At 47.4% G+C, this 18,546-nt stretch carries 21 protein-coding genes; 20 read left to right on the top strand and 1 reads right to left on the bottom strand.

The window, feature by feature from the left end; all coding sequences use genetic code 11:
• Positions 1 to 195 precede the first annotated feature (195 nt).
• From CHH60_RS26565 to CHH60_RS26550, 4 genes are all read left to right on the top strand, one after another.
• A complete protein-coding gene (locus CHH60_RS26565) occupies positions 196 to 1,293 on the top strand; it encodes a sugar ABC transporter substrate-binding protein (protein WP_095361935.1) in 1,098 nt (365 codons plus the stop codon).
• A 112-nt stretch (positions 1,294 to 1,405) separates the two neighbouring features.
• The gene (locus tag CHH60_RS26560) at positions 1,406 to 2,923 is read left to right on the top strand and encodes a sugar ABC transporter ATP-binding protein (RefSeq protein WP_095361958.1); all 1,518 of its coding nucleotides are present in this window, start codon (positions 1,406 to 1,408) and stop codon (positions 2,921 to 2,923) included.
• Complete coding sequence (locus CHH60_RS26555; protein ID WP_095292881.1) at positions 2,920 to 3,906, top strand: ABC transporter permease; 987 nt, start codon at positions 2,920 to 2,922, stop codon at positions 3,904 to 3,906. Before CHH60_RS26560 ends, CHH60_RS26555 begins: the two co-directional genes overlap by 4 nt.
• Positions 3,907 to 4,124: 218 nt before the next feature.
• Entirely contained in the window at positions 4,125 to 4,397 is a 273-nt protein-coding gene (locus CHH60_RS26550) for an HU family DNA-binding protein (protein ID WP_024630670.1), read from the top strand.
• Positions 4,398 to 4,463: 66 nt separating this feature from the next.
• Here the strand turns inward: CHH60_RS26550 and CHH60_RS30125 are convergent, their stop codons facing one another.
• The gene (locus CHH60_RS30125) at positions 4,464 to 4,625 is read right to left on the bottom strand and encodes a hypothetical protein (protein WP_217990009.1); all 162 of its coding nucleotides are present in this window, start codon (positions 4,623 to 4,625) and stop codon (positions 4,464 to 4,466) included.
• A 150-nt stretch (positions 4,626 to 4,775) separates the two neighbouring features.
• On the opposite strand from CHH60_RS30125, the gene mtrB reads away from it, so the two are divergent.
• The 16 genes from mtrB to trpC all read left to right on the top strand — a co-directional run bounded on the left by mtrB (position 4,776) and on the right by trpC (position 18,542).
• The gene (gene mtrB, locus CHH60_RS26545; protein ID WP_095292880.1) at positions 4,776 to 4,997 is read left to right on the top strand and encodes a trp RNA-binding attenuation protein MtrB; all 222 of its coding nucleotides are present in this window, start codon (positions 4,776 to 4,778) and stop codon (positions 4,995 to 4,997) included.
• Between the two features lie 205 nt (positions 4,998 to 5,202).
• Entirely contained in the window at positions 5,203 to 5,754 is a 552-nt protein-coding gene (locus CHH60_RS26540) for a hypothetical protein (protein ID WP_095361934.1), read from the top strand.
• Positions 5,755 to 5,855: 101 nt separating this feature from the next.
• Positions 5,856 to 6,719 carry a heptaprenyl diphosphate synthase component 1 gene (locus CHH60_RS26535; protein WP_095361933.1) on the top strand — a complete coding sequence of 288 codons (864 nt, stop codon included), beginning with the start codon at positions 5,856 to 5,858 and terminating at the stop codon, positions 6,717 to 6,719.
• 11 nt (positions 6,720 to 6,730) lie between these two features.
• Complete coding sequence (locus CHH60_RS26530; protein WP_095292874.1) at positions 6,731 to 7,459, top strand: demethylmenaquinone methyltransferase; 729 nt, start codon at positions 6,731 to 6,733, stop codon at positions 7,457 to 7,459.
• On the top strand, positions 7,452 to 8,318 hold the full coding sequence (locus CHH60_RS26525) for a UbiA-like polyprenyltransferase (RefSeq protein ID WP_095361932.1): 867 nt from the start codon (positions 7,452 to 7,454) through the stop codon (positions 8,316 to 8,318). The genes CHH60_RS26530 and CHH60_RS26525 overlap by 8 nt, the downstream gene beginning before the upstream one ends.
• 2 nt (positions 8,319 to 8,320) lie before the next feature.
• The gene (locus CHH60_RS26520) at positions 8,321 to 8,938 is read left to right on the top strand and encodes a UbiX family flavin prenyltransferase (protein ID WP_095361931.1); all 618 of its coding nucleotides are present in this window, start codon (positions 8,321 to 8,323) and stop codon (positions 8,936 to 8,938) included.
• Between the two features lie 172 nt (positions 8,939 to 9,110).
• Positions 9,111 to 9,272 carry a hypothetical protein gene (locus tag CHH60_RS30000; protein WP_181429797.1) on the top strand — a complete coding sequence of 54 codons (162 nt, stop codon included), beginning with the start codon at positions 9,111 to 9,113 and terminating at the stop codon, positions 9,270 to 9,272.
• Positions 9,269 to 10,243 (top strand): polyprenyl synthetase family protein, encoded by a 975-nt coding sequence (locus CHH60_RS26510; RefSeq protein ID WP_095292868.1) that lies wholly within the window; start codon positions 9,269 to 9,271, stop codon positions 10,241 to 10,243. Before CHH60_RS30000 ends, CHH60_RS26510 begins: the two co-directional genes overlap by 4 nt.
• A 156-nt stretch (positions 10,244 to 10,399) precedes the next feature.
• Entirely contained in the window at positions 10,400 to 10,843 is a 444-nt protein-coding gene (gene ndk / locus CHH60_RS26505) for a nucleoside-diphosphate kinase (RefSeq protein WP_095361929.1), read from the top strand.
• Between the two features lie 24 nt (positions 10,844 to 10,867).
• Positions 10,868 to 11,659: a CheR family methyltransferase gene (locus tag CHH60_RS26500; RefSeq protein ID WP_095361928.1), complete on the top strand. Its 792-nt coding sequence runs from the start codon at positions 10,868 to 10,870 to the stop codon at positions 11,657 to 11,659.
• Between the two features lie 250 nt (positions 11,660 to 11,909).
• Complete coding sequence (aroC, locus tag CHH60_RS26495; protein ID WP_095292861.1) at positions 11,910 to 13,079, top strand: chorismate synthase; 1,170 nt, start codon at positions 11,910 to 11,912, stop codon at positions 13,077 to 13,079.
• Between the two features lies 1 nt (position 13,080).
• Entirely contained in the window at positions 13,081 to 14,178 is a 1,098-nt protein-coding gene (gene aroB, locus CHH60_RS26490; protein ID WP_095361927.1) for a 3-dehydroquinate synthase, read from the top strand.
• A gap of 2 nt (positions 14,179 to 14,180) precedes the next feature.
• Complete coding sequence (aroH, locus tag CHH60_RS26485; RefSeq protein WP_095361926.1) at positions 14,181 to 14,558, top strand: chorismate mutase; 378 nt, start codon at positions 14,181 to 14,183, stop codon at positions 14,556 to 14,558.
• 522 nt (positions 14,559 to 15,080) lie between these two features.
• A complete protein-coding gene (trpE, locus tag CHH60_RS26480) occupies positions 15,081 to 16,652 on the top strand; it encodes an anthranilate synthase component I (RefSeq protein ID WP_095361957.1) in 1,572 nt (523 codons plus the stop codon).
• 86 nt (positions 16,653 to 16,738) lie between these two features.
• A complete protein-coding gene (trpD, locus tag CHH60_RS26475) occupies positions 16,739 to 17,761 on the top strand; it encodes an anthranilate phosphoribosyltransferase (RefSeq protein ID WP_441339415.1) in 1,023 nt (340 codons plus the stop codon).
• Positions 17,751 to 18,542: an indole-3-glycerol phosphate synthase TrpC gene (trpC, locus tag CHH60_RS26470; RefSeq protein WP_095361924.1), complete on the top strand. Its 792-nt coding sequence runs from the start codon at positions 17,751 to 17,753 to the stop codon at positions 18,540 to 18,542. The genes trpD and trpC overlap by 11 nt, the downstream gene beginning before the upstream one ends.
• The last annotated feature ends 4 nt before the right edge of the window (positions 18,543 to 18,546 follow it).

Genomic DNA, 18,546 nt, shown 5'->3' with positions numbered 1-18,546 from the left:
GTGGTCTTTTTCCTGTACCATTTCTTTTCTTATAAATGGTACTACTGGATGTATACTACATGTTTCACGAAAAACTTAGCGAGTTTTAGCTTTAAATTGTTAAAACCCATTTACATACTAGGGATTAGCCGTTATATTAATATTCAACTATTGTGATCAAGGTCACTGAGAGTGCACGAATAGGGGGAGACAGAGATGAAAAAGAAAGATACGAAATGGGTATGGTTAAGTGTTCTGCTTGTATTTACATTGGCACTGTCCGCTTGCGGGATCAAAAAAGAACCGGCAGCAACTCCAGCTTCCGGAGCATCAGAGGACAAGCCCAAGACGGAGGCAGTGACAGGCCCGCTTAGTGGTAAACGGATTGCCCTAATCATGGAATTTAACACGGGCACATTCTCACAGCAGTATGTACAAGGCGTAAAAGAGGAAATTGAAAAATTCGGCGGTGAGCTAACTACATTTGTTGCTGATAATGATAAAGCCAAAATGGTTTCTTTGCTGGATAGCGCAATTAACCAGAAGTTCGATGCAATCTTGACGGATCACGGGGACTCGCTTCTGGAACCGGGTGTGAAAAAAGCAGTAGAGCAAAACATTCCGGTAGTAGTCTTCGACGCAGCAATTCAAGTACCAGGGGCAACTGTACTGTCTCAGGACGACCAGAAGATGGCGGAGCTTACACTGGAACAAATGAAAAAGGATATTAACGGCCAGGGGAATATCGTGAAAGTATGGGTGGCCGGATTCGCTCCTATGGAACGTCGCCAGATTGCCTACGGCGAATTCATGAAAGAGAATACGGACATCAAGGAGATTGCCACATTTGGCTCCGCGCAAAACCCGGCTCTGGATACACAAGCCAAGATGGAAGCGATTCTGAAACAATATCCGAAAGGCGAAATCACAGCCGTGTGGGCTGCGTGGGATGAGTTTGCCAAAGGCGCTGCACGTGCAATCCAGCAAGCGGGTCGTGACGAAATTAAAGTTTACGGTATCGATATGAGTGATGAAGATCTGCAAATGATTCAGGATCCGAAAAATCCTTGGGTTGCTTCCGCAGCGGTAGACCCGACAGACATTGGACGTGTTCAGGTACGTTATGCTTATCAGAAACTGAACGGCGATGAGACTGAAGATCAGGTGGTCCTTAATCCGGTTTATGTTCAACGCGAAGCACTGCCTGAGACCCAAATCTCTACTTCCGAATTGTCCCAATATGTTGAGGGTTGGGGAGGTAGTACACAGGGCATCAAGGATTGGATGGCGGATTATGGAATCACTGCTAAATAAAGCAGCGTTAGAAGGCGCGCCGCAAGGTGCGCTTTTTTCGCAGGCAGATATGCAAAACAACAGATTGTAAGGATAGCATGACTCCCTGGAGGAGGGAATGGAGGTCTACATCATGACAACTGCACCGATATTGCTTCAAATGGAACATATTCATAAGCAGTTTGCTGGCGTTCCTGCGCTGAAAGACGTTGATTTTTCTGTAAAAGGTGGAGAGATTCATGCACTGCTTGGCGCCAATGGAGCAGGAAAAAGTACCTTGATGAAAATCCTGTCGGGTGCCTACCAACTGGATCAGGGAGAGATTCTTTTAAATGATCAGCATTTACGTCTAAATTCGCCGGGGGACGCTAAGGCAAACGGGATTCACTGTGTTTATCAGGAGGTCGATGCTGCACTGGTACCGCAGCTGACGGCTGCTGAGAACATTATGCTGGACCAGCTGGCATCTCCAGTTGGTGGATGGTGGAAAAGCCCGCGTAAGCTCCAGCAGCGCGCTCTTGAGGCACTCAAAGAATTGGGAGCAGACATTTCAGTTCAGAAAAAGGTAGCAGATCTCACACTTGCAGAGAAACAGATGATTCTGCTGGCGCGCATCCTGATTCAGGATGCCAAGGTGATTATATTTGATGAACCGACTGCTCCGCTGAGCCAGGAAGAAACCGATGCCTTTTTCCGGATTGTTCATTTGTTAAAAGAACGGGGAGTAGCTTGCATTTTTATAACCCATCGGCTTGCAGAAGTGACTGGACATTGTGATCGAGTGACCGTCATGAGAGACGGGCAGCATGTATTTACGGGTGAGGCGCGTGGACTAACGGTCAATGATCTGGTCACACAAATGCTGGGCAAGCCATTCGAAGAGGAATTTCCGAAGACGGAAGCTCCTATTGGCGAGATAATCTTTGAAGCACGTGGACTGCACCGGGGGATCAAGGTCAAGGGGGTTGATTTGTCTGTACGCCGTGGTGAGGTCCTGGCTGTTGTCGGTCTGGTCGGTGCGGGCAAAACGGAATGCTCCCGTCTTCTGATTGGAGCTGACCAGCTGGAGAAAGGGGATATTCATTTAAACGATAAACCGCTTCGCTTCTCTCAGCCTGCGGATGCTGCAGCTTCAGGCATTGTTTCCGTACCTGAGGAACGTCGCAAGCAGGGGATTCTCATTCAGGAAAATGTGGAACGAAATCTGAGCCTGCCCTTGCTCGGACGTCTTAGTACATTCGGATTCGTGAGTCGCAAGAAGGAGCGGGAGAACGCGGAATCACTGGTTCAACAGCTCGGCATTAAAACACCTTCGGTACGTCAGGAAGTGAAGTATCTGAGCGGAGGTAACCAGCAGAAAGTAGCTATTGGCAAATGGCTGAATGCGGACGCTGATGTCTTTATATTTGATGAACCTACCAAGGGCGTGGATATTGGAGCCAAAAGTGACATCTTCCGTATCATTAACGAGCTGGCTTTGGCAGGCAAGGCGGTCATCTATTTCACATGTGAGCTGGACGAGGGGCTCGGTATAGGTGACCGCATTGCAGTGATGTGTGAAGGGAAAATCGTAAAAGAATTCAAGCGTGGCGAGACCAACCAAGAACAGCTGCTATACTACGCAAGCGGTGGACAAGAGGTGCAGGTATGAAGGACAAATCTATGGATTTTGCGTTCCGTTACGGGGCGATTATTGTTATTATCGGAGTTATTGCTTTTTTTGGCATAAAGTTGCCTTACTTTTTTACCTACAGTAATCTGACTGACATTCTGGGATCGATATCGATTGTGACTTTTGTTGCCATCGGTGTTACGTTATCTCTCATTGTGGACGGTTTCGATCTCTCGGTGGGGGCTACCGTCTCATTGACGACCGTTGTAACCGCATCATTAATGATTTGGTATCAGCAGCCGCTCGCGGTTGTCATTATTGTTCCGCTGGTGATTGGTGCTGTCATTGGTCTCCTGAATGCTTTGTTGATTGTAAAACTACGTATTCCTGATCTGCTCGCCACGCTGGCGACCATGTACATCATTGGAGGTATTCACAAAACGTACGCGCAAGGGTATACCATTTATAATCATATGCAATTTCCTGATGGCAGCAAGGCAGCCGGAGAGATGGATCCAACGTTCTTGCTGATTGGTCAGGGGAAATGGCTCGGCATGCCTATATCGGTTATCCTCCTTCTCGTTGCAGTCATTGGTGTTCATATCTTTTTGACGTATACGAAATACGGACGCCAGATGTACGTTACTGGAGGCAATGAAGAGGCTGCGCGCTTGTCCGGAATCAAGGTGAAAAAGGTGCGGACGCTTGCTTATGTGGCTGCTGGCGTGTTTGCTGCAATAGGGGGCATTATCTACGCTTCCAAAGTGGGATCAGGACAGATTGATGCTGGATCTCCGTTGTTAATGGAATCCGTAGCGGCTGTGTTTGTAGGGTTCTCGGTCTTCGGTGCGGGTAAACCAAATGTTATCGGAACCTTCATTGGTTCGGTTCTGATTGGGGTACTGGTGAACGGTTTAACCATGATGAATGTTCAGTATTTTACTCATGACATTGTAAAAGGTGGCGTCCTCGTGCTTGCCCTGGCGGTGACATTTTACGTGCTAAACCGCAACCGCACTTGAAATTGTGTGCTGTCTGTATTAGTATAAAATTTGTTCCGCGTCTGAAACGCGCTTGGTTTCAGGCGGCATTCTGCCGGAAATGACTGTTGACCGCAGGCGGAGAATTGTGTTCATCACGCTCAAGATGTACGTAGATTTTTTGCGTATGAACGTATATTTCGCTTTAAAACGGAAACACAGTATAACATTCAGGACATTGATTCAGGAGGTGAAAACAAATGAACAAATCAGACTTGATTACACACGTGTCCGAAGCGACTGAATTGTCCAAGAAGGATGTAACGAAAGCGGTTGACGCCGTATTCGAAGCAATCTCTGAGGCTCTTCAAAGCGGAGACAAAGTACAATTGGTTGGTTTTGGGAACTTCGAAGTTCGCGAGCGTTCTGCACGTAAAGGGCGTAACCCGCAAACAGGTGAAGAAATCGAAATTCCTGCGAGCAAAATTCCTGCATTCAAACCAGGTAAAGCGCTCAAAGACGGAATTAAATAAGATTTCTACATATTCCATATGTCAAAGAAAGGACCGTGACTCGTTCACGGCCTTTTCTTTTGTCTTCTAACGATGTGCCTCGCTGTTTTTTGTGTCGGCGGAATTGTCCGGTTGCTTGCTATAGGCGATCAATATCAGATCTTCTCCTGCTGATTCCGAAAGGTGCTGTTCAATGTCCTGTAGCTGATGAATGTGCTCGTCTGTCAAGGTTGCAGGGGTGTACTTCATGCAGAGGCTCCTTTCTATGGAATGTATCCTGTAGTATGACCCGGTTCCCATAGATTATTGCAGCTTTTACAAGCAAAACTCAGTTGACAAATGAATCAATCTTAATCATCATTAACGCTATTGAACAATTAGGAGAGGGGACGTTACGTAATGGACCATCCAACCGGCAGTGATTACATTGTCATTAAGGCAGAGGAAAACGGAGTTCAGGTCATCGGTTTGACGCGAGGACAGGACACGCGTTTTCATCATACCGAGAAGCTGGACAAAGGTGAAGTCATGATTGCCCAGTTTACGAATCATACTTCCGCGATCAAAATCCGCGGCAAAGCTACCATGATTACAAAGCATGGCCAAATAGAATCAGAATAATAGACGAGTTAAGAGTCTGTTGCATCAGAGCTAAGCGTCGTTTTACGAAAAACTCCTGCCTGTTTACGAAGTGGATTTGGGTAGAGCCAATACTTTGGGTATGAACGAAAAATTGCAGGCATAGCCTGCTTTTTTTCATTGTACAATGAGGTATGAGCCTTTACCGGACAGACTACACTAACATGTAAAGGCAGGGAGGCATTTTATGAAACCGCGGATGATCGTGACGGCTTCGCTGCTGGCAACGGTTGCAGCAGTTTTCCTGTTGGTTGCTGTGCAAACCTTACATATGCGAACATTGGGCGGAGAGCGGGTACAGCCGGTATCTGCAGCTGAGCAAAAGCTGGAACTGTCTGACGAGAATTTGGTGGACGTGCTGAGCTCTATGCCTTTAACTACACCGATTGCAAAAGTGGAATGGAAGCAGTCCATTTTGAAACTGGATCTGAAGGTGACAGGTACCGGAACAAGTTACACCGAAATCTATGATAATATGGCAACGGTGGCCGAGCTTGGATTTCACGGTATTGATAACGTGGAGCAAATACTGCTTCGTGTCATGGCAGAAGATGAGTGGCTGCACAAAAGGCATCTGCTGCTTGCTGCTGATATACGAAGAAATGAGTGGCCAACAGATGCAATCGATGCACTTCGAAATTGGAAAAGCCCCGTCCTATCCAGTGAAATAAAAGAATGGTTTCACATCATGGAGACGGATCTGTGGAAGAAGCAATTCGAATTGTTGAACGAAGGGTAATAGAATAGCAGGATTCAGTGCGTGTCTGTTCAACATATGCTATAATATATAAGATTGTAGTGCAGAAATGGTTTAACAATGCAAAGGCTCGGAGGCTGAGAATGAATTCATATCGCGTACCCCAACTAGCAAAAAAATATACGGATTACGACATGATTCGACAACATACGGAAATACCACCGTTTCCGGATAGCCGGGCTCGTCTGCTGCAGGCGTTTGTGGGCCGTACAGATGAAAAGGAGCATGATGAGCTCTATGCTCTGGCTACCTCGCTCGTTCAGCTGGCCATGGATACGCATGATCGAATCGATACGATCTCCGGGGATCGGAATGAGCAGGAGATGCGCTCACGCCAGTTGAACGTTCTTGCTGGTGATTACTTGAGCAGTCGCTTTTATCAGCTACTTGCCCATGCGGGTCGTATTGAGATGATTGGCAAGCTCAGCGGTGCCGTATCTGATGTCAACGTGCGCAAGATGACGCTGTATGATCGGATGAAAAAACTTCTCGTTTCGGCTGAAGAATACTTGCGTGAAACGGTACAGCTGAAGATGCAGCTGTTTCTTTCTTTTGCGGACATGATTGGATCAAAGGAACAGAAGCTATGGGAGAGTCTTCTTGCAGAATTCAGCTTGTGCGAGACCGTTGTGGAAGAGCTGCAGCGAATGAATGACGCGAAGAAATTCAGTCATAGCTATGCTTTCTGGCATATATACAAGCAAGGTACAGCCGATGAGCGGAACCTGCTTGGCCAGCCAGAGCTAGATATGCGGGCATGTGGTGCTGTGGCAGTCAAGTATCAAATTGATGGGCTTCTGCTGGACAGGCTTCGTGAAAGTACAAACCGCATAAAGCTTTTGCTGCAGGAAGAACAAGACCAGCGGGGATTAGCTGAGCTGCATGCCATCTTGGAAACCTATTTGGGTTATCTGGAGCCTTCACATGCAGCAGTAAGGGAAGATTGAGGGGGAGACAAATGGGGAGCGCAGAGTCGAAACCGAAAGAAGAGTTTGTCCATTCGGTGTTTCAGAGTATAGCGGGAAAATATGATGTCATGAATGACATCCTGAGTTTCCGCAGGCATAAAGCCTGGCGCAAATTCACAATGAAAAAAATGAACATGTCCAAAGGGGATACAGGTTTAGATCTGTGCTGCGGTACCTGTGACTGGACGCTGGCGATGGCAGAGGCAAGTGAAACAGGTCACATGCATGGACTGGACTTTAGCAGCAATATGCTTGAAGTGGGACAGAACAAGGTTAATGCCGTAAACAGACAAAAGCAGATTACGCTTGTTCAGGGGAATGCCATGTCACTTCCTTTTGAAGATAATTCATTTGATTATGTTACCATCGGGTTTGGCCTTCGTAATGTTCCTGATCTGAGACAGGTTTTGTCAGAGATGAAACGTGTAGTGAAACCTGGTGGCATGGTTGTGTGTCTGGAATTGTCCAAGCCGACCTGGCAACCGTTTAAAGGTATTTATTATTTTTATTTTGAACAAGTACTGCCGAGACTTGCCAAATTGTTCGCCAAACGTTATGAGCAGTATAAATGGCTGCCTGATTCATTGGCATTATTTCCGGGAAGGAAGGAACTGGCTACCATTTTCGAAGAAACCGGATTGAAGCAAGTGCAGGCCTATCCTCTGACCGGAGGCATCGCGGCATTGCATATTGGAACCAAGGAGAATCAGCATGTTTAGGAAAATTCGCATCTTTTTAGAAATGATCAAGATTGAACATACGCTTTTTGCTTTACCTTTTGCATTTATGGGTGCCATTCTCGGCTCTATGGTCGTGAACGGAACGTTCCCAACCTGGATGCAGATTATGTGGGTGCTGCTGGCCATGGTTGGTGCACGCAGTGCGGCATTTGGACTTAACCGGATGATTGACCAAGCGATCGACGGCAAAAATCCGCGGACAGCTATGCGCGCCATCCCAGCGGGCCTGCTCAAAAATGGCGAGGTTGTTATCTTTATTATTGTTTCATTTGTATTGTTATTCTGGGCTTCATCCAATCTTAATGTGTTATCAATGCAATTACTTCCAATCGCAGTGTTTATGCTGGTATTGTATTCATACACCAAACGATTCACATGGCTCTGCCATGTTGTTCTCGGAATGACTATCGGCCTTGCTCCACTTGGAGGCTGGGTTGCTGTTACGGGGTCCATGGATTGGACAGCCATTGTGCTGTACGTTACGATTGTGTTCTGGACCGCGGGCTTTGATATTATTTATGCATGTCAGGACCTGGAGTTCGACCAGGAAGAGGGGCTTCATTCCATTCCTTCCCGTTTCGGACTTATTAAATCGTTGAATATTGCTAAGTTCTTTCACATTATTACAGCCATCGGATTTTTGGCGCTTCTGTTGATGACGGATCTGAGCTGGTGGTATGGAGCAGGCATGCTGATTACATATGGTATTCTTTTCTATGAGCACTATATTGTATCGCCTAACGATATGAGTCGTGTACAGACGGCTTTCTTTACCATGAATAGTGTTTTGAGTCTGGTCGTATTTACCTTTACTTTGATAGACCTGGCGGTGAAATAAATATGCAGCAGCTGGACAATAAACGACTTGTTGTCGGAATTACCGGAGCCAGCGGAAGTATTTATGGCATAAGACTTATTGAAACGCTGCTCGGCCTGGATTTCACTGTTCATCTGGTGATATCTAATGCCGGCTGGCGGGTTTTAAAAGAAGAAATGGATTGGGATGTCACGAATCGTGAAGGTGTGCTGGAAGAGAAATTCGGCGGCCTCGGCGGTTCGCTGGTCTATCATCCCGTTAGTGATATAGGGGCTTCGATTGCAAGCGGATCTTATCTGGCAGATGGCATGATTATCATGCCATGCTCCATGGGCACACTTTCCTCCATCGCACAGGGGGCGTCAGATAATCTGATGTCTCGCGCTGCGGATGTCATGATGAAGGAGGCAAGGCCACTAATTCTGGTGCCACGGGAGACACCGCTGCATGCAATCCATCTGGAAAATATGCTCAAGCTCTCTCGCTTGGGTGTTCGAATGATTCCGGCCATGCCGGCTTTTTATCACAAACCTCAGACGATGGAAGAGTTGATTTTGTTTTTGGTAGGTAAAGTGCTGGATAGTTTGCGCATTCAGCATCAACTGTTCGCAAGATGGGGAGAACCGGATCAACGGGGCTAGAAGTTTTTTTCTATAACTGTTTTAACTTAATATGCAGAATATGACTTGCTCGCCCCGGTACCGGGGTATTGGTGAGCGCTGATGGTAGAGCTTTGGTGAAACCACAGCCTTGACCCATGCTCCGGCAACTTCTGAATTTGTTTCAGAACAAGTCGAAGAGTTTAATTCCCGGATGTTAGCCATGACATTCGAAGAAGTAAGGTACGACTTAGTAGAACACAAGCAGGAACGGCAAGCCCTGGTTTTTCGTGATGCCTGCAGGCCTGACTTGCTGGAGGGGAAGGTAAGCATGGATTTTTGGACTGATAATACGCTGACACGGGTGAACGAATGAAACTATTGGATATTTTCGGGTTGTTAAAAAAAGACATGGATTACATTGAAAAAGAATTGTATCGCAGTGTGCAGGGAGATCAGAAACTACTAAGTGAAACTTCACTACATCTGCTTAAAGCCGGCGGGAAGCGTTTGCGTCCGGTATTCGTACTGCTCGGCGGTAAATATGGTACATATGACATTGAACGCCTGAAGTTGATTGCGGTACCGCTGGAATTGATTCATTCCGCTTCGCTGGTACATGACGATGTTATTGACAATGCAGAGACGCGGAGAGGCAAACCTACGGTGAAGTCCAAATGGGATAACCGTATTGCGATGTACACTGGGGATTATATCTATGGAAAAGCACTTCAGATGACAGCTGGCCTGTCCGATCCGGACATCCATCGTATTCTGGCGAAGGCCATGGTGCAGATGTCTATCGGTGAGATGGAGCAGATTCGTGACTTTTTCAATACAGGACAGAGTGTTCGCAATTACTTGCTGCGGATCCGTCGCAAAACGGCGCTGCTGATTGCGGTCAGCTGCCAGCTTGGAGCTCTGGCTACACGCGCACCAAAACATGTTTCTTCACTCCTGTATACTTACGGATATAATGTGGGCATGGCCTTCCAGATTCAGGATGACGTACTTGATCTGGTGGGAACGGAGAAACAACTGGGTAAGCCTCCAGGTAGTGATATGAAACAGGGGAATATTACCCTGCCTGTCCTGTACGCTCTGCAGGAACGTGATCTTCGTGAGCCGCTGCTTAACGAGATTTCACGTGTTCAGCGTGAAGATGGACGGGCGAGTGCCTCGGATGCGATTGGAATGATTCGCCAAAGTCAAGGAATCGCTAAAGCTGAAGCACTGGCTGACCGATATATGAAGAAAGCGCTCGATGCTCTGGATCAGCTGCCCAATATCAAAACAAGCAAAAATTTGCGCGATATCGCACATTTTGTTGTCAAGCGGACTCATTAAAGTGCATGGATACGATCATACTGCTTATGCTCGGGTTTACTCCAAAGACATGGATGTGAGATTCCTCATTGGGAGGAATTGGACATGTATGTTACAATCAAAGTGATTGCGTCTACATAATGAACTAACTTTGAACCGTGAGTGAGGAGTGAGCGTATGGATCGTACATTTTTGATGGTGAAGCCGGATGGTGTGCAGCGTGGTTTGATTGGGCGTATCGTTAGCCGTCTGGAAGACAAGGGGTTTAAAATGGTGGCTGGGAAACTGGTTCAGATGACGGAGGATCAGGCCAAGCGCCATTATGCGGAACATGAGGGTAAGCCGTTTTTTGATGATCTGGTGCAGTTTATCACATCCGGGCCAGTATTTGCCATGGTCTGGGAAGGTGATGACATTGTGGCACTTGCGCGGATCGTTATCGGCAAAACCAATGTAAAGGAAGCGGCTCCCGGTACGATCCGTGGAGACTTTGCAAGCCACACACCGCATAACCTGATTCATGGAGCTGATTCACCGGAGTCTGCCTCTCGTGAAGCAGCAAACTTCTTTACTACAGATGAATTGGTGACGTACGACAAGAGCATCGCAGCCTGGTTGTAATTTATTAGCCAGAAGGGTGATACGATGCTGGAGCAGGAACAACTAGACCCGGATTATGCCGGTTTTATTCGGAAAATCAAAGAGAGCACAGGCATTGATCTTGCTCAATACAAGGAAGGCCAGATGAAAAGACGGCTGACCACACTTCGAAACAAAAACGGGTTTCATACATTTTCTAATTTTTTTGATGCCATGCAAAAGGATAAGTCACTGTTTTACGAATTTCTTGATCGGATGACGATTAACGTTTCGGAATTTTGGCGAAATCCTAACCGCTGGGAAGTGCTCCGTGACGAGATCCTTCCTGAATTGATTGGTCCAAAGCGCCGAGTAAAGGTGTGGAGTGCAGCTTGTTCAACTGGCGAAGAGCCCTATACACTTGCAATGATTTTGGATACGATGGGGATTCTTAAGGACAGTTCCATTACGGCGAGTGATCTGGACGAAGGTGCACTGGCCAAAGCCAAGGAAGGGCGCTATATGGAGCGTTCACTCAAGGATGTCCCCAAAGAGACAGCCAGTCGTTATTTTAAGCAGGATGGGTTGGTTTATCGAATCGATGACAAGCTCAAAAGCTCAATCAAGTTTATGAAGCAGAATCTGCTGCTGGACCGATTTGATGATGGGTATGATCTGATTGTGTGCCGGAATGTAATGATCTATTTTACCGAGGAAGCCAAAAATCTGTTGTATCATAAATTTGCAGCAAGTTTACGGCCAGGCGGCATTTTATTCGTAGGCAGCACAGAACAGATCTTCTCTCCTGGACAATACGGTCTGGAGACAGCGGAAACGTTCTTCTATCGCAAAAAATAAATAAGGTTAATGGATTGGATGACCGTCTGGATTACACACGAACATGTGTCCAGACGGTTATTTGTATTTCGGGGTAATGAAGAGCGTAATTTCAACTCCGAATTGTGTCAGCACAAGCTGACCAAAATTTCGTTTTTGAGCAGGAAACGACGGGCTTTCTTGTCAAAGCGGGTCAGCTATACTATAATGAGCAAAGAAATTATGGGATTTTAGCAATGTGCAGTTTAACAGTTTAAAGGGGGAACGTATTATGAGTTTACGTTATTTAACCGCAGGGGAAACGCACGGACCCCAATTGACCGCAATTATCGAAGGATTGCCAAGCAATCTGAATATTGATTTTGAGGAACTGAACTTCCAGCTCCACCGTAGACAGAAAGGATATGGCCGTGGACGCCGGATGCAGATTGAGAAAGATCAGGCCAATTTTGTGGGTGGCATTCGTCACGGATATACAACTGGAGCACCGGTAGCTCTGGTCGTTCAGAATAATGACTGGAAACACTGGCAGAACATTATGAATATTGAGCCTATTGAAGGCAGTGATGAAGAGAAACGCCGCGTTCATCGTCCTCGTCCTGGACATGCGGACCTGAATGGCGGACTCAAATATAACCTGAAAGATCTGCGCAACGTTCTGGAGCGCTCCAGTGCACGTGAAACAACGGTACGTGTAGCTTGTGGAGCGATCGCCCGTCAATTCCTGGCTGAGTTTGGCATTAAGGTAGCGGGGCGTGTACTGCGTATCGGAGAGATTGAGGCACCTTACCAAGACCTGCCTATCGATGAGCTGATTGAAGTAACCGAAGCTTCCTCGGTTCGAGTAACGGATGCAGAGACGGAGAAGAAGATGGAGGCCTATATTGATCAAATCAAGCAGGAAGGCGACTCCATCGGAGGAATCGTGGAATGCATTGTTGAAGGTGTGCCTGTCGGTCTCGGAAGCCATGTGCAGTATGATCGCAAACTGGATGCACGGATTGCTCAAGGTGTCATGTCCATTAATGCCTTTAAAGGTGTGGAGATCGGTATCGGATTCGAAGCAGGAACGATTCGCGGCTCCCAGGTACATGATGAAATTCTTCACACGGAGGAACGTGGTTACCACCGGGCAACCAATCGTTTGGGTGGATTTGAAGGTGGAATGACCAACGGAATGCCGGTCGTGGTTCGTGGGGTTATGAAACCTATCCCGACACTCTACAAACCACTTCAAAGTGTTGATATTGATACTAAAGAAGCCTTCACTGCCCAAGTCGAACGTTCAGATGCTTGTGCGGTTCCAGCAGCAAGCGTAGTCATGGAACATGTGGTGGCATGGGAGATTGCCAAGGCATTCCTTGAGAAATTCGGTGGGGATTCCATGGAGGAAATTCGCGCCAACTACAACAACTATAACGCTCAATTGGAGAGCTACTAATATGCGTCAGCTGACAGTTCAGTTGGAGGAACGCTCATATCCCATTCTGATTGGCAGTGGTCTGCTCGCTGAGGCGCCTCGATTTTTTGAACAATATGGATTGACCAAAAAAAGTCCGCTGCTCATTATTACAGATGAGAATGTGGCTCCCAAGTATTTGGCTGGTCTTGAACAGACCCTCCGGGCGGCTGACTATACAGTCGTTTCGGCAGTGGTTCCTTCGGGAGAGACATCCAAATCCCTATCGGTTTATCAAGACATGATGACAGCTGCCATTGAGGGTAAACTGGATCGCAGTTCCGCCATTATTGCCTTGGGCGGAGGCGTTGTGGGAGATCTCGCTGGATTCGTGGCGGCTACATATATGCGTGGAATCAAGTTTGTACAAGTACCTACAACAATCCTCGCACATGACAGCAGTGTTGGTGGTAAAGTAGCCGTTAACCATCCGCTGGCCAAAAATATGATTGGTGCATTCCATCAGCCTGAGCTTGTGCTCTATGATGTGGATACACTTCAATCCTTGCCGCCGCGCGATGTTTCAGCCGGACTATCGGAAATGCTGAAGCACGGCCTGATTCGCGACGAAGCGTTTGCACATTGGTGTGAAGAGCATGCCGAAGCGTTGCTCGCGCTTGATGCGGAAACACTCGGATACGGTCTGGAACGCGGATGCGGCATCAAGGCTGAAATTGTGTCTCGTGATGAGCGGGAAAACGGCGAGCGTGCACTTTTGAATTTGGGCCATACCATTGGTCATGCAATTGAAGCGATAGCTGGATACGGGGAGTTTTTGCATGGAGAAGCCATCTCTATCGGGATGGCCGGATCGGCTTTGCTGGGCGAGAAGCTTGGTGCACCTGCAGGTCTATATGACGATACAGTGCGAATGCTTCGTTCCCTGCGATTACCGGTCACCATGCCAAAACATCTGGATACGGATGCGTTGATGGATGCCATGATGCATGACAAGAAATTCCGCGAAGGACATATGGTTTTTATTATTCCGGATCGGATTGGAGCAGCGCGAATTGTGAAAGACGTGCCCGTATCGGCAGTTCGGGATGTCATTGAATTGCTTAAGAAGGGAGCAGAATAACGATGGTAACACGTGGAATTCGCGGGGCTACAACAGTCACGCAAAATAACGAAGAACAGATTTTGAAGGAAACAGCGGTATTGCTGCAGGAGATTGTGGATCGCAACGATATTAAGCCGGAAGATATCTGCAGCGTCTGGATTACGATGACGGGTGATTTGGATGCAGCCTTTCCAGCGAAGGCCATTCGCCAACTGGATGGCTGGGAGTTGGTACCTTTGATGTGTGCACTGGAAGTACCTGTTAAGGGCGCCCTGCCGCAATGCATTCGTTTCATGGTGCATGTGAACACAACCAAAGACCAACATGAAATCAATCATGTGTACCTGAATGGTGCACAATCCCTGCGGCCTGATTTGGCTGCACCTTCGAATTCGTAAGAAATAGAGTGGTTGTCAAACCATTCTGAATGCTGTATAGTGAGAACCAGTTGAGTAGAGTATGAGTTGAGCTGAGAGCAGCTGAGATAGTGGAGTATATAGCAGAGTCCAGCGGGTGGTAGCCGGAGTAACAAGGTCGGCCAACTGATTCGCGGTACGTCGTGCTACAGGATTGATAGGAACAGGAACCTCATATTGTGAAACGTGTCCAGTGACACCGTTTTGTTTTGGTATATGCTCATTTTTGTTTGTTGTAGATCCCATTTCGTTTCTATGATGGTATCGTGCAAGCAGGAAGAGTTAGTGAACCCATATTCAAGACGTGCAGGTTAGTGGATGTAGGACGTTCATTCATGAGACTGGTCTGATGATCCAGCATGGAAGTATAGGGACTTGTTATTTATGAAGCACCAAACTGTTAATTACAGCTTATAAACCCAGAACCTCTACCTGATGGTAGAGGTTTTTTTGTTATATACAACCGATGACTTTCTTCTACCTAATCTGAAAGGACGTGATCTGATGATAACGCCAAACGTTAATCAAGTACTGAAAATGTCGAATGAATACAATCTGATTCCGGTAGTCAAACGGATTTTGGCTGATATGGAAACGCCTATCCGGATTTTCCGCCGTTATGCTGAGAATGACCGGGCATTCCTGCTGGAAAGTGTGGAGGGCGGTATTCAGTGGGCAAGGTATTCTTTCATTGGTACGGATCCGTTTCTGATGATTTCGGCCAAAAAGGGTCGGATGGAAGTGGAAGAAGCTGGCCAGAAGCGCGAGCTGCCAGGCAAACCCATTGAAGAACTAAAAGCGCTGCTGCGCAAGTACCGTAGTCCCAAGGATGACGAACTGCCGCCATTTACAGGCGGAGCGATTGGTTTTTTTGGATATGATCTGCTGCAATATTATGAGAAGCTTCCAGCTCATGCGCTGGATGATCTGAATATGGATGATATCCGTTTCATGTTCTGTGACCAGATTATTGTGTTTGACCATGTGAAACAGCAAATGCTGCTTGTCGGCAACGTTCATGTCAAAGAAGGAGCAACGGATGAGGACATCCGGAAAGCTTATGCAGTGACATCAGAGAAGCTTGAGCAGGCCGCTGAGCGCTTGCAGCAGCAAGGACCAGGGGAAAACCTGAATCCGCGATCCATTCCGGGAGACGTTGATCTGGGGGATATTCGTTCCAACCTAACGAAGGAACAGTTTATCGGCAATGTGGAGCAAGCCAAAGAATATATCCGTGCAGGTGATATTTTTCAGGTCGTGCTGTCGCAGCGCTTCCACATCGATACTGAGGTTTCCCCGCTTCATGTGTATCGTGTACTTCGGACACTGAATCCATCACCCTATATGTATTATTTGAAAATGGATGATGAAATCATTGTAGGGACCTCACCAGAGGCTCTGGTAAAGGTGGATGGAAATCGTGTGGAGACACGGCCAATTGCCGGCACACGTCCAAGAGGTGCAACGGAAGCAGAGGATCGTGCTCTTGCAGCCGATCTGCTGCAGGATGAGAAGGAACGGGCGGAACATCTCATGCTGGTTGATCTGGGCCGCAACGATCTCGGCCGTGTATCGAAATTTGGCAGTGTGAAGTGTGACATGTTCATGGAGATTGAGCGTTATTCTCACGTCATGCACATGGTATCGAATGTGACGGGCGAGCTCAGAGAAGACAAGGACTTCTTCGATGCATTCCTCTCTTGTCTCCCAGCTGGAACGGTATCGGGTGCACCGAAGCTGCGTGCGATGGAGATTATTGCAGAGCTGGAAAAAGAAGCACGCGGTGCTTACGCAGGCGCTATCGGATATCTCGGGTTCTCCGGTAACATGGATGCCTGCATTACGATTCGAACCATCATTTTCAAAAAAGGGAAAGCGTACGTGCAGGCCGGAGCAGGCATTGTATGGGATTCGGTACCTGAAAGTGAATACGAGGAAACAGTCAACAAGGCGAAAGCATTACTTAAAGCAATCCGTACAGCGGAGGCCATGTTCCCTCCCAAAGGAAAAGATAACCACCTGACACTTGCTAATGCAGATTATTTTGTAACGCCAGCCACGGCTGTACAGAACTGAGAGAGGAGAGACCGGATATGAATATGAACCCTGTGATGAATGAAGACTCCAAGAGATCCGCATCTGCATTAAACCTGAACGAAGGAATGAAGGACGGACTTTCCAAAATTTTGGAGGGTAACCATCTCGAGCAGACGGAAGCACGTAACTTGATGTACTCCATCATGAGAGGTGAAGCGACTCCGGCCCAGATCGGCGGATTGCTAATGGCTCTCCGAATGAAAGGGGAAACGGTGGACGAAATCACCGGTTTCGCCGAGGCCATGCGTGGACAGGGCGGCCGAATTCTTACCGATAGCAGCGGGCTGCTCGATACTTGCGGGACTGGCGGATCGGGGATTCACAAGTTCAATATCTCAACAGCCTCAGCCATCATTGCGGCAGCAGTCTCTGTTCGAGTGGCGAAACATGGCAATCGATCTGCTTCTGGTAAAGCGGGCAGTGCGGATGTTCTTGAAGCGTTGGGGGTTAACATTCACCTGGATGGAGAACAGGCCAGACAATGCCTGGATGAGATCGGAATTTGCTTCTGTTTTGCTCAGGTGTACCATCCTTCCATGAAACATGCGGCTGCACCTCGCAAAGAGCTCGGTGTACGTACGATATTCAATATGCTTGGTCCTCTCACTAATCCCGCAGGAGCGGATCGGCAGCTCCTTGGTCTGTATGACCGCAGTCGTACGCCGATGATTGCAGAAGTTCTCAATCGTCTCGGTTTAAAGAGAGCGCTCGTCGTTGCAAGTCATGATGGACTGGATGAGATCAGCATATCCGCACCGACTCAGGTATCTGAACTGCGTAATGGTGAAGTTCACACGTATGATATTGACCCGCGTGATATGGGATTGTCGCTCCATACGCTGGAGACAGTTCTTGGAGGAGATGCTCTCCAGAATGCCGAAATCATAAAACGAATCTTTCACGGAGAACGGAGCGCGTATCGTGATGTCGTTCTGCTAAATGCTGGAGCATGCATCTACCTTTCGGGTCTTGCGGAGACCATTGCGGAAGGTGTGACCATGGCCGCGAATGCTGTAGATTCCGGAAAAGCAGCGATGAAATTGGAACAGCTAATACACACAACGGAGGCGTACAGTCATGTATCTTGATCGAATTGTTGCAACGAAACAGCAAGAGGTTGAAGTATTGGCCCAGACCTTTCAGATGGAAGAGGCATTAAAACAGATTGAAACATTGCCGGTTACCCGCGGGTTTGAACGGGTGTTATCGAAGAATCGTAATCGGAGCTTGGGACTTATTGCTGAAGTGAAAAAAGCATCACCATCCAAAGGACTTATACGTCCTGACTTTCATCCGGTAGAGATTGCATTAGCCTATGAACGGGCAGGAGCAGATTGTATTTCCGTATTGACCGACGTCTCCTACTTTCAAGGCAGTGGAGAATATTTGCAGGCCATTCATCAAGCAGTGAATATTCCTCTTTTGCGTAAGGATTTTATTATCGATGAGCGCCAGATCGCTGAAGCGAGATTGCTTGGTGCAGATGCCATTTTGCTGATTGCAAGCATCCTGTCACCAGAGCAGATCCGCCAGTATCTGTCATTCGCCAAAAGTATAGGACTGGATGTCTTAATTGAAGTCCATGACCGAACGGAACTGGAGCAAGTGCTGGAGATTCCGCAGGCAACTCTTGTTGGGATCAATAATCGTAATCTGAAGACGTTCGAAACCAGCTTAAGTACAACGCTTGATCTGATGAAGTTGATTCCGGATGGCGTCACGTTAATCAGTGAGAGCGGAATTGACGGTCCAGAGCGTTTAGGATCACTAATAGAGGCCGGAGTACAGGGAATCCTCGTCGGTGAACATCTGATGCGTAAGGAAGATGTGGAAGCTGCCGTTTACGAACTGATGGGGCCAAGAGGATGAATAA

Origin of the sequence: Paenibacillus sp. 7523-1, from assembly GCF_002276415.1 — a bacterium.
Lineage (GTDB): Bacteria > Bacillota > Bacilli > Paenibacillales > Paenibacillaceae > Paenibacillus > Paenibacillus illinoisensis_A.
The sequence above is the reverse complement of the archived record's forward strand: the minus strand, read 5'-3'. Positions and strand labels throughout refer to the sequence as shown.

Bases quoted from the DNA above. Each gene is read 5' to 3' on its own strand.
- CHH60_RS26560 (WP_095361958.1), top strand. From the start codon at position 1,406: ATGACAACTGCACCGATATTGCTTCAAATGGAACATATTCATAAGCAG.
- CHH60_RS26555 (WP_095292881.1), top strand. From the start codon at position 2,920: ATGAAGGACAAATCTATGGATTTTGCGTTCCGTTACGGGGCGATTATT.
- CHH60_RS26525 (WP_095361932.1), top strand. From the start codon at position 7,452: ATGTTTAGGAAAATTCGCATCTTTTTAGAAATGATCAAGATTGAACAT.
- CHH60_RS26550 (WP_024630670.1), top strand. From the start codon at position 4,125: ATGAACAAATCAGACTTGATTACACACGTGTCCGAAGCGACTGAATTG.
- mtrB (WP_095292880.1), top strand. From the start codon at position 4,776: ATGGACCATCCAACCGGCAGTGATTACATTGTCATTAAGGCAGAGGAA.
- trpE (WP_095361957.1), top strand. From the start codon at position 15,081: ATGATAACGCCAAACGTTAATCAAGTACTGAAAATGTCGAATGAATAC.
- CHH60_RS26510 (WP_095292868.1), top strand. From the start codon at position 9,269: ATGAAACTATTGGATATTTTCGGGTTGTTAAAAAAAGACATGGATTAC.
- ndk (WP_095361929.1), top strand. From the start codon at position 10,400: ATGGATCGTACATTTTTGATGGTGAAGCCGGATGGTGTGCAGCGTGGT.
- aroB (WP_095361927.1), top strand. From the start codon at position 13,081: ATGCGTCAGCTGACAGTTCAGTTGGAGGAACGCTCATATCCCATTCTG.
- CHH60_RS30125 (WP_217990009.1), bottom strand. From the start codon at position 4,625: ATGAAGTACACCCCTGCAACCTTGACAGACGAGCACATTCATCAGCTA.
- CHH60_RS26565 (WP_095361935.1), top strand. From the start codon at position 196: ATGAAAAAGAAAGATACGAAATGGGTATGGTTAAGTGTTCTGCTTGTA.
- aroH (WP_095361926.1), top strand. From the start codon at position 14,181: ATGGTAACACGTGGAATTCGCGGGGCTACAACAGTCACGCAAAATAAC.
- CHH60_RS26520 (WP_095361931.1), top strand. From the start codon at position 8,321: ATGCAGCAGCTGGACAATAAACGACTTGTTGTCGGAATTACCGGAGCC.
- CHH60_RS26530 (WP_095292874.1), top strand. From the start codon at position 6,731: ATGGGGAGCGCAGAGTCGAAACCGAAAGAAGAGTTTGTCCATTCGGTG.
- CHH60_RS30000 (WP_181429797.1), top strand. From the start codon at position 9,111: ATGTTAGCCATGACATTCGAAGAAGTAAGGTACGACTTAGTAGAACAC.
- trpC (WP_095361924.1), top strand. From the start codon at position 17,751: ATGTATCTTGATCGAATTGTTGCAACGAAACAGCAAGAGGTTGAAGTA.
- aroC (WP_095292861.1), top strand. From the start codon at position 11,910: ATGAGTTTACGTTATTTAACCGCAGGGGAAACGCACGGACCCCAATTG.
- CHH60_RS26540 (WP_095361934.1), top strand. From the start codon at position 5,203: ATGAAACCGCGGATGATCGTGACGGCTTCGCTGCTGGCAACGGTTGCA.
- CHH60_RS26535 (WP_095361933.1), top strand. From the start codon at position 5,856: ATGAATTCATATCGCGTACCCCAACTAGCAAAAAAATATACGGATTAC.
- CHH60_RS26500 (WP_095361928.1), top strand. From the start codon at position 10,868: ATGCTGGAGCAGGAACAACTAGACCCGGATTATGCCGGTTTTATTCGG.
- trpD (WP_441339415.1), top strand. From the start codon at position 16,739: ATGAAGGACGGACTTTCCAAAATTTTGGAGGGTAACCATCTCGAGCAG.